The organism is Stenotrophomonas acidaminiphila (assembly GCF_001431595.1).
Lineage (GTDB): Bacteria > Pseudomonadota > Gammaproteobacteria > Xanthomonadales > Xanthomonadaceae > Stenotrophomonas > Stenotrophomonas acidaminiphila.
The window spans coordinates 1-8,363 of record NZ_LDJO01000090.1 but is presented as its reverse complement, the minus strand read 5'-3'; the positions used below and the strand labels follow the sequence as shown (position 1 = coordinate 8,363).

At 67.1% G+C, this 8,363-nt stretch carries 8 protein-coding genes; all 8 read right to left on the bottom strand.

Annotated features, from left to right (window positions below; genetic code table 11):
- Positions 1-97: 97 nt before the first annotated feature.
- Positions 98-454, bottom strand: a complete 357-nt coding sequence (locus ABB33_RS17520; RefSeq protein WP_425513323.1) for a hypothetical protein — start codon at positions 452-454, stop codon at positions 98-100.
- A gap of 11 nt (positions 455-465) precedes the next feature.
- Positions 466-1,863: an integrating conjugative element protein gene (locus ABB33_RS17515; protein WP_033448770.1), complete on the bottom strand. Its 1,398-nt coding sequence runs from the start codon at positions 1,861-1,863 to the stop codon at positions 466-468.
- 9 nt (positions 1,864-1,872) lie between these two features.
- Positions 1,873-2,799 carry a TIGR03756 family integrating conjugative element protein gene (locus ABB33_RS17510; protein WP_425513324.1) on the bottom strand — a complete coding sequence of 309 codons (927 nt, stop codon included), beginning with the start codon at positions 2,797-2,799 and terminating at the stop codon, positions 1,873-1,875.
- Between the two features lie 17 nt (positions 2,800-2,816).
- The gene (locus ABB33_RS17505) at positions 2,817-3,263 is read right to left on the bottom strand and encodes a TIGR03757 family integrating conjugative element protein (protein ID WP_033449051.1); all 447 of its coding nucleotides are present in this window, start codon (positions 3,261-3,263) and stop codon (positions 2,817-2,819) included.
- A 180-nt stretch (positions 3,264-3,443) separates the two neighbouring features.
- Positions 3,444-4,205: a DsbA family protein gene (locus ABB33_RS17500; protein ID WP_033448774.1), complete on the bottom strand. Its 762-nt coding sequence runs from the start codon at positions 4,203-4,205 to the stop codon at positions 3,444-3,446.
- Between the two features lie 13 nt (positions 4,206-4,218).
- Positions 4,219-7,086, bottom strand: coding sequence for a conjugative transfer ATPase (locus tag ABB33_RS17495; RefSeq protein ID WP_033448777.1), 2,868 nt, complete (start codon positions 7,084-7,086; stop codon positions 4,219-4,221).
- The gene (locus ABB33_RS17490) at positions 7,086-7,526 is read right to left on the bottom strand and encodes a TIGR03751 family conjugal transfer lipoprotein (protein WP_033448780.1); all 441 of its coding nucleotides are present in this window, start codon (positions 7,524-7,526) and stop codon (positions 7,086-7,088) included. Before ABB33_RS17490 ends, ABB33_RS17495 begins: the two co-directional genes overlap by 1 nt.
- Positions 7,507-8,363, bottom strand: an 857-nt coding sequence (locus ABB33_RS17485; RefSeq protein ID WP_152985154.1) for a TIGR03752 family integrating conjugative element protein, incomplete at its 5' end; no start/stop codon positions are given. The genes ABB33_RS17490 and ABB33_RS17485, both read right to left, overlap by 20 nt.

Below are 8,363 nucleotides of genomic sequence, written 5' to 3'. Positions count from 1 at the left end.
TTGTTAAAATGCAACCGTTTTTGACGATCCAGGACACGAGGTTGGGAAAGGAGGCCAGGTAGACCATCGTAAAAAGCGTCATGGCCCCGATCTCCCCTCAAGCGGCCTGCATCAACAGGCTGGCTTCCACTGCGACGATGGCGACAACGGCGGCGACGTCGGTGCGGATCAGCCGTCGCCGCGCCTGCCCATCTGTCCCGCTTTGGTCTTCGCGGGCCAGCACCCGGCGGCGCATCCAGAACCATCCATAGGCCGTTGCCGCGTACACGCACAGCCGCCAGATGAAGAAATACCCTGCGGAGGCCGCCAGCCACCGTTCCCAGCCTGCAACGCTGCCGACCAGGTAGATGCCCGCGACGTTCGCCCCCACGGCGGCGGCAACGATCAGCACCAGCCACAGCAGCGTCTTCGCCGCGCGCCGGCTGAACAACCAGCGCAGCGGCCGCCAGGCCATGCGCGCCGGGCTCATGGCCGACTCCCCGGATTGCCCTTCTGGAGCTGGTCGAGACGGTCCGGCACAGGATCGCCCTCGTAGATGCCGCGCGAGCCGGCCGCGCGCGCGCCGTGGCGCTGGATGATCGCCATGGGCGAGTTGTTCGCCAGCTCGCGCCGCAGCTCCAGTTCGGTCTTGAGGTTGCGAATCTCACGGTCGAGCGTGTCGCTCTCGTGGTTCACCGCCTCAACGGCAAGCTCGTTGGCCGCGACGTTGGGCTCCTTCTTGCCCGTGAGCAGCGTGCGCTGCAGCAGCAGCGCTTTCTCCAGCACGGACGCCAGCGCGACCTCGGACGCCAGGCGCTGCGACAGCAGGTGCTGGTCGGGCTCGTCGCGCAGCGCCTCGATCACGCCGCGCGTGATGGGCAGCGACGCACTGCCGGCCTCGCGCAGGTTCTCGGGCGTCGTGTTCTTGGCCTTGGTCACCAGGTCCTGGAGCGCCTGCAGCTTGGCGTCGTACTCTTCCTGGATCAGCGGCGTGAGCCCGACGCCTGGCGTCGTCTCGGTCTTGGTGCAGGCATCGCACGTGCGCTGCTCCTTCTCGCCGAGCACGCGCGTAGCCCACTCGACGGCGGCCTGCGGCGAGGCCCAGGTCTGGCACGAGAGGCTGCCGCAACTGGCCGGCGCGATGGACGAGGTGTCGGTCACGCCGCGGCCGTTGACCAGGTTGTAGCCGGCGCGGGTGACATCGCCGACGACCTTGATCGCGGGCTGGCCGGAGCCGCCCGCGTTGCTGCCCCCGACCCACGGCACGCCGTCATTGCCGCGTCGCGTCTCGGCTTGCTCGATGGCCGAGACCGCATCCGTGCTCGACACGGCATCGCGCAGCGCCAGCCCTTCGGCCATCTGGCTCCAGCCGAGCTGGCCGCCCGCCGTTTCGGCCATCTTCTCGGCCATGGCACGGCACGTCAGCTTGCTGCGGTCGAAATCCAGCCGCGCCTGCAGCACGCCATTGGTGAGCAGGTTGTACAGACCGGGATCGGCCCGCTGGATGATCAGCGCGGGCAACGATGCCACCGCACTGGTGGCACTCTGGATCACCGACGACATGATTTGCTGGAAGCCGTTGGTGATGCCGTTAAGTTGGTTCTTCAACGTGGTCTGGATGCTCATGTCGCCGCAGATCAAGTTGCTGTTCCAACCCACGCCGACACCGAGAGAGCGCATGCCGGCCGCACGGCCCATCGACACGGCGTTGCCGCCACCGATCGAGTACATGACGTCATCGCCGATGACACTGCCGCTGGTCTGGTAGCCCAGTTGACCCCAGGCCACGCCGCTGCCCAGCGCGAGTGCGCCGGCCAGCGCCAGGACGATCTCCGTGCGACGTGCCCGGCGGGAGAACGGATTGAGTGCAGGACGGAACTTCATGGCACCACCTCAGAGGAAATCGACGCTGCCCAGGAACACCTGGCCCCGGCGTTCGCAGCAGGCATACGGCCGCCACAGCGCCCATGCGTAGTCGCCTTGCTGCGCCTGGGTCAGAAAGCCGCTGCGCGGGAAGACCGTGCAGGACGAGGACAGGACGGGTGTGAGTTCTTGCCACTTGCCGGTGGAGGCATCGCCCTCCATCAGCGCGCCGGCCGGCCAGTAGCCGTCGCGGGAGTTGGCAAGCAACGGCTGATAGACGTGGATCTGCCCCCGGCGAGTGACCACATCGCCCGCACGCTGGGCCACCACTGCGCCGGCCTTAAAGTCGTCGGTCTGGTGCAGGAAGCCGCCGCGGGGGTACACGTTGCCCCAAAGGTTCATCGTGGTGCGTGCGCCAACCTCGCGCCGGCCCGGAATCAGCGCTTCCGGGTAGGCCATCTCGGGCACGTTGTAGCGCCAGGCCAGCGTATCCAAGGTGCTGAGCAGATATGGCATGAATGCCGTGCCCGCGCCTTCGCAGATGTAGCCGGACGATGAGGCGAACTCGCTGAAGACCAGAGTACCGGGGTGGCCGATCACGTCGGCGTTCTTGAACTTGGCGAGATTGTTCTCGTGGTCCTCGTTGGTGGTCCCATCGCCGCCGGCTTCAGCGGATGCGTTGGGCGGGCTCATCGACTGCACCTCGACCCAGGGGTTCTCGCCGGTGTTGCTGTAGCTGGAAACCACCGCGTCGGGAACGTAGTGGCGCACTTTGGTGGATGTGCGCACGGTGCAGCCCGTCCATGTGCAATAGAGCCAGTAGCAGATGCCGACGACGCGGTATTCGAGGCAATCGGGCGATGCCACCGAGCCGACGATGGTTGCTGTATTGAGGGCGTAGCTGCCCGTGGTGCTGAGCAGCAGCAACGAAGCCACGCCAGCGCGCAGGCGGCGCATCAGGTCGAATGGTCGGGTCACGGCTGGTTCCTCCGGTGCTGCTCGATGCGCGCTACAGCGCGAGCCACGTCCGGCTCGCCATAGACCACATAGCGCCTGTCCACCACCACGGCCGGGAGGCTGGTGACGCCGAGGCTCCATGCGTCGGTGACGCCTTGGTATGCGGAAGCGATGCGTCGCTGTAGATCGGCACCACCGCCATTCAGCCGGCGCTTGACGATGGCCGTCGCCTGTTCGGGGTCGGTGGGCAGTTCCGCAGAAAGCTCCGCTTCAATGCGGTGGGATTCGTCCAGCTCGATCAGCCGCTCGCCACCCATGGTCTTGACCGGGTGGCGGCTGTCGGTGACGACCACCACGTCGGCGGCGAAGGTGGCCGGGCTGAAAGCGGCCAGGGCAGCCGGCAGTGCAACAGCCAGGCCGAGGGTTCGCCAGCCTGGCGCGAACCGGGGAAGAGATGCTGGCATGTCGCGTGTCCTGAAGTTGATCAGGGCTATAGTCAAACGCGAACCCGAGGCAGCCCCAACAAACAATGCGCATCACGGACTGCCCGCATACCTGCTTGTTTCGCGCCGACGAAAAAGCGGAGGCCGAAGCCTCCGCAGTGATTGATGGAGTGGTAGCGGTACGGCCTCTAGGGCCATGGACTACCGGGGTACATGCACGTCGTCGGCGGGCTTCTCGGTAGTGGACGCGGCGCTGGTGTCGTCAGCCGCCAGCATGTCCATGGCCGACAGCAAGGCATCGCCCTCGATCGGCCCCTGCAGCAGGATGGCCTGGCCCGTCTGGCGATCGAGCAGGCGCAGAGACGGCGTGGCGGTTACGCCGCTATTTGTGGCTTCCGCGGCCTGGGCGCGGATGGCCGCGTCGGGGCGCTCGCTCGCCATGCACTGTTCGATGGCTGAGTTTGTTTCGGGGTAACGCAAGCCATCGGGCAAGCCCTGGCCGTCGCTGCGCGTGTGGGCATAGACCCATTCGACCGCCTGCCAGAACGCTGCATGCCCGCCCGCTTCGGCGGCGCACTCGGCCAGACGTGCCTCGGCCGACGCGGCAGGTTCATGCGCGGCCAGCGGCTGGTGATGCCATATCAGTGCGACGTCGGTGTTGTTGCCGACCCACCGCTTGAGCTGCGGGAAGTACTCCCGGCAGAACGGGCATTCCAGGTCGGCATAGAGCGTCAGCGTGAAGCGGCCTTCCGGGTTGCCCATCTGCCAGGGTGGCCCAGCGACCTGCGCCGTGCTGGCCGGCGCGGGCGACGGCGCTGAGGATTCTCCGGGCGTCCGGGACACCAGCCAGATCAGCAGCAGCGCGACCAGCGCAGCAGCCAATACCCAGGGCCAGCGAGGCCGCCAGCGGCGACGGCGGAACGCCTGGACCTGCATCGGAATGGAAGGACGTTTCTGTTCCATGGCGTTCTCCGGTTTACGACAGTTCCAGGGCCGGCGACTCGATGCCGCGGGCCTGGTCGATCTTCTCGGCCACCTTGAAAGCCGCTTCCAGTTCGGTGCAGCCGTACTGTTGCATGAGCTGGTAGCGTTCGGCCTTCTCCTCGGGTTCTGTCTGCGCGAGGGCGAGGTACAGGCTCGGCGGCACGGCGCGGAACAGCACTTCCATGCTCTTGGAGAGGATGACGCCTTCGGTGAATTTCCCCGCCTCTTTGCGCGCCGAAAGCATCAGCGCCTTCTGCGCGGGCGAGAGTTCGCGGAACCGCGCGATCTTCTCGACTTCATCGGGTGGCATGCTGAGACAGATCCACCACTCGATCATGTTGAGCATGGGCTCCGCGGCGCGCGGCAAGTCGTCGATGTTCTGCGTCGCGAGCCAGAACCAGGCCCCCAATTTCCTCCACATCTTTGTAATTTTCACGACGTAGGGCGCGAGCAGCGGGTTCTTCGTGATGATGTGGCCTTCGTCGGTGACGTTGATGATCGGGCGGCCCAGGTACTGGTCGCGCTCGGCGATGTTGTTCACCGTGCTGATCAGGCTGATGTAGGCGATGGAGAGCTGGGCGTTGTAGCCCTCCCGTGCATAGGTCGCCAGATCGACCAGGGTGATGTCGGCTTCGGGCCACGGCGTGCCGTCGCGGTCGAACATCTCGCCGTCCGTGCCTTGGCAGAACATATCCATCGCGTCCGCCATCTCCAGCAGCCGCACGCGCCGCATTTCGGGCAGCGTCGGGTCCTGGCCGCGGGTGCGCAGCGCGTTGCGCACGTCGCGCGTGAGCACCGTGCGCTTCTCGGCCACGCAGTGCTCGGCGGCGTCGAGGATGCACTGGCGGATCAGCGAGCGGTCGGCCCGCGTCATCCGGGCTTCTTCCTTGTCCTCGCCGCCCGTGATCATCAGCCGCGCCGTGATCTCCAGTTCGCCGAGCACGTCGCGCTGCTCGTCCGCCTCCATGGCCGAGGCGTCCGGGGGCAGGTCCTCGTCCAGCGCATCAGCATCGAGGGTCTGCACGTCGCTCGGCGTTTCGATCAGCCGGCGCGCATCCGCGAACGGCGCGAGGCTGATGCCGGAGCCTGGGGCCAGCTTGACCCGGTTCACCGTTAGCCCGAGCCTGCGTGCGAAATCGCTGAACAGCCCGAAGCTGTTGCCGGCCTCCACGATGAACAGCCGCGGGCGGTATATCGCCGTGACCTGGTTCAAGAGGTTGTTGAGCGTCGCTGACTTGCCCGAGCCGGTGGGACCGAACAGGAAGAGATGGGCGTTCATCTGCCGGTCCAACCTGTTCAAGGGGTCAAACGTAATCGGGCCGCCACCACGGTTGAACATCGTGATGCCGGGGTGCCCCGTGCCTTGGGCGCGGCCCCACACCGGCGACACGTTCGCGATGTGCTGCGCGAACATCAGTTGGGTGTACCACCTGCGCCGATCCTGGCCGGGGTTGTAGCAGCACGGCAGCCAGCGCAAGTAGCTGTTGAGCGGTGCCACCTCGTCGTCCTCGCGCACCGGCTGCAAGCCGGCATTGAGCATCACGTTCGCCAGGTCCAGGCCGCGCCGGTCCAGTTCCGCTTCGTCGCGTCCGCGCAGGTAGAACGCCAACGTCCCCCGGTAGAGCTTGTGCGCGCTGCCGATGAGGGAGCGGGCTTCCTGCACGTCCTTCAACGTCTGCTCCGACGCCAGTGTCTCGCCCACCGCCTTCTTCGCCAGGTGGTTGAGATCCGCTTCCAGGACATCCTGCGGCGTGGCGACCATCGTGAGACAAAGCAAGGTGTCTTCCGGCATCTGGTCGAACAGCGTGTTGATGGCATCCCCTTTGCGGGTCTCGCCGGTCAGGTGTCCGGTGCCGGGCGGCATGCGCAGGCGGTCGGTGATCAGCACGCGGTGCGGCATGCCATCGAAGTACCAGGTGCCATGCTCCACGTCGGAGCGTGGCTGGCCGAAGAACAGCCGCTGGCTGAAATCCCGCCCGCTCGCCAGCTCGATTTCGCCGTCCTCGGCCTCGTCGGGGTAGCGCGCCATCGCGTAGAAGCGCTCCCGGTCCTCTGCACTCGGCCCAAGCATCGCGGGGCGCGGATTGAACCACCGCAGCAGCCAGTCGTGGACGTCGGCTGCGACCATGCGCCGTGCCTGGATGCCGGCGTTCGCCAAGCCGCCGCACAGGCGGTCGCAGACGATGTTCAGCATCTGCTCGGGCGTCTGGCCGCGGCGGCTTGCCTGCCCGGTGGCACGGCGATAGATCACCATGCGCACCCGCCGCGTCTGGCCGCGCCAGCGCAGCCGCGTGACCACCGTGTCCTCGAACAGGCCGCCCGGCTTGGCGACCGCGCGCAGGTGGTGGCCGAAGAAGCGCAGGTAGAACTCGGTGAATGCGGTATCGCGGGCGCGCGGCTGCACGTAGTCGCGCAGGGTCTGCATGTACTGGTCGAAGCTGGGCTCGTCCTGGGCGTAGAGCTGGAGCACCCAGGGGTTTTCGTCCAGCTCATCGAACGAGTCCTGGAGCGCGTTCTCCAAGGCATCGCGGGCATGCGCGAGCCAACCGGGTTCCCGGCCCTCGGTGCCCAGCGGCACCAGCTCGTAGAAGGCAGCGACCGACTGCCCATCCTCCAGCAGCATGGACTTCGACTGCGGCAGGAACTCCACCCAAGGCAGCAGTTCCGCGAACGACGGCGCGACGTCGTACAGCGCCTGCTCGTCGGCTACCGTCGCCGGCCTGCGGCCCTGTACCGCTGCACCAGGTTCGGGGATGCCGGCCTGGCGCAAGGCATCGACGTGGCGCTGCCAACCGTCCGGCTGCTCGTCGTCGCTGGTGCTGGATGCGGTCAGCTTCGGCCAGGGAAGTTTCCAGCGCATCAGTAGTCCTCCACGCGCTCGCCCGGCATGGCGTACTGCACGCGCTGGTACAGGGGGAAGACCGTCGTGTAGCCCGGCACAGGTACAGGGTCCGAGCCCGCCAGGTGCGGATACACATACATGACGAGATCGGGATTCGGCAGCCGGTGGAACTGGCGATAGACCTCGTTGCGCGCGGTGCGCGTGTAGCGCATCTGCTCGGCGGGCGCGGCCTGCACGTCGGCCTCGGTCAGCGGCCGGCGCAGGCTCTGGCGGGCATCGAGCAACTGCCGGCGTGCCGCCTGGCCGGCGCTCCCGCCGCCGTCGCCGGCGTTCTGCTGCCAGATGTCCATCATCGTGCTGTCGCCGTGGGGCAGCAGCTTTTCCTTGCTGGTGGCGCAGCCGCCGAGCACCGCGACGGCGAGGGCCAGCGCCAGGCCCCTATTCAAGTTCGAGAGCATGGCTTTCTCCTGCGCGGTGATCGACCTTGCGGCCTTCGGGATCGAAGTCGATGGCGAGCGGCTTTTCGAGGTGGACGGCGACCTTCGCGCCGGGCTGGACATAGACGGCCGCGAACGCCTGCCCGTACAGCTTGTTCACCCAGTCCGCCATGTCGCGCACGCCACCGGCCAGGATGCGGCCCACGGCCTCGTTGCCCGAGATGCCGACGCTGCCGATGGAACCGTCGGCGCCCACGTAGGACATCTGGCCGCTGTCGCTGTCGATCAGCGAGGCCACCCCGGCACCGGCCGCGGTGATCAGGGCCTGCGAGCCGAGGTACTGCTGGGCGTTGCTGCGCCGCTCGCCGCTGACGCAAGGGATGCCATACGGGTCGCTGATCCAGCCCAGGCCGTCGCGCTGCTGGTTGTTCTGCTGGTTGCCGTCGCGGTCTTCGGGAATGGTGCGGATCGTGCCGTCGTGGAACACGAAGGTGATGCTGCGCACCTGACCGCGCACGCACGAAAGCGTCCAGTCGCCCGACGCGGTTCCGCTGAACACAGCGCCGGCCACGTCGGGAATGTCGATGCCATTGGCGGTCAGGTTGTCCGGCCCGACCAGTACCTTGAAGGGGTACGGATCGTTCACCGTCCCGTCGATCGGCACACGACCGATCAGCGCCGTCATCGCGACCGACCCCATCAGCGTCGAGTTGGTTGGCACGGTATAGACCGGCTTGGCGCTCTTGACGCCTGCCGCACGTGCGCCGGCGTTCGCCACGGTTTCCGCTGTCGTTTCCAGCGTGCTTTGCGCCGGGCCGAAGCTCGTCGGGAAGCTCATGCCGCTGCCCGCGCCACGAC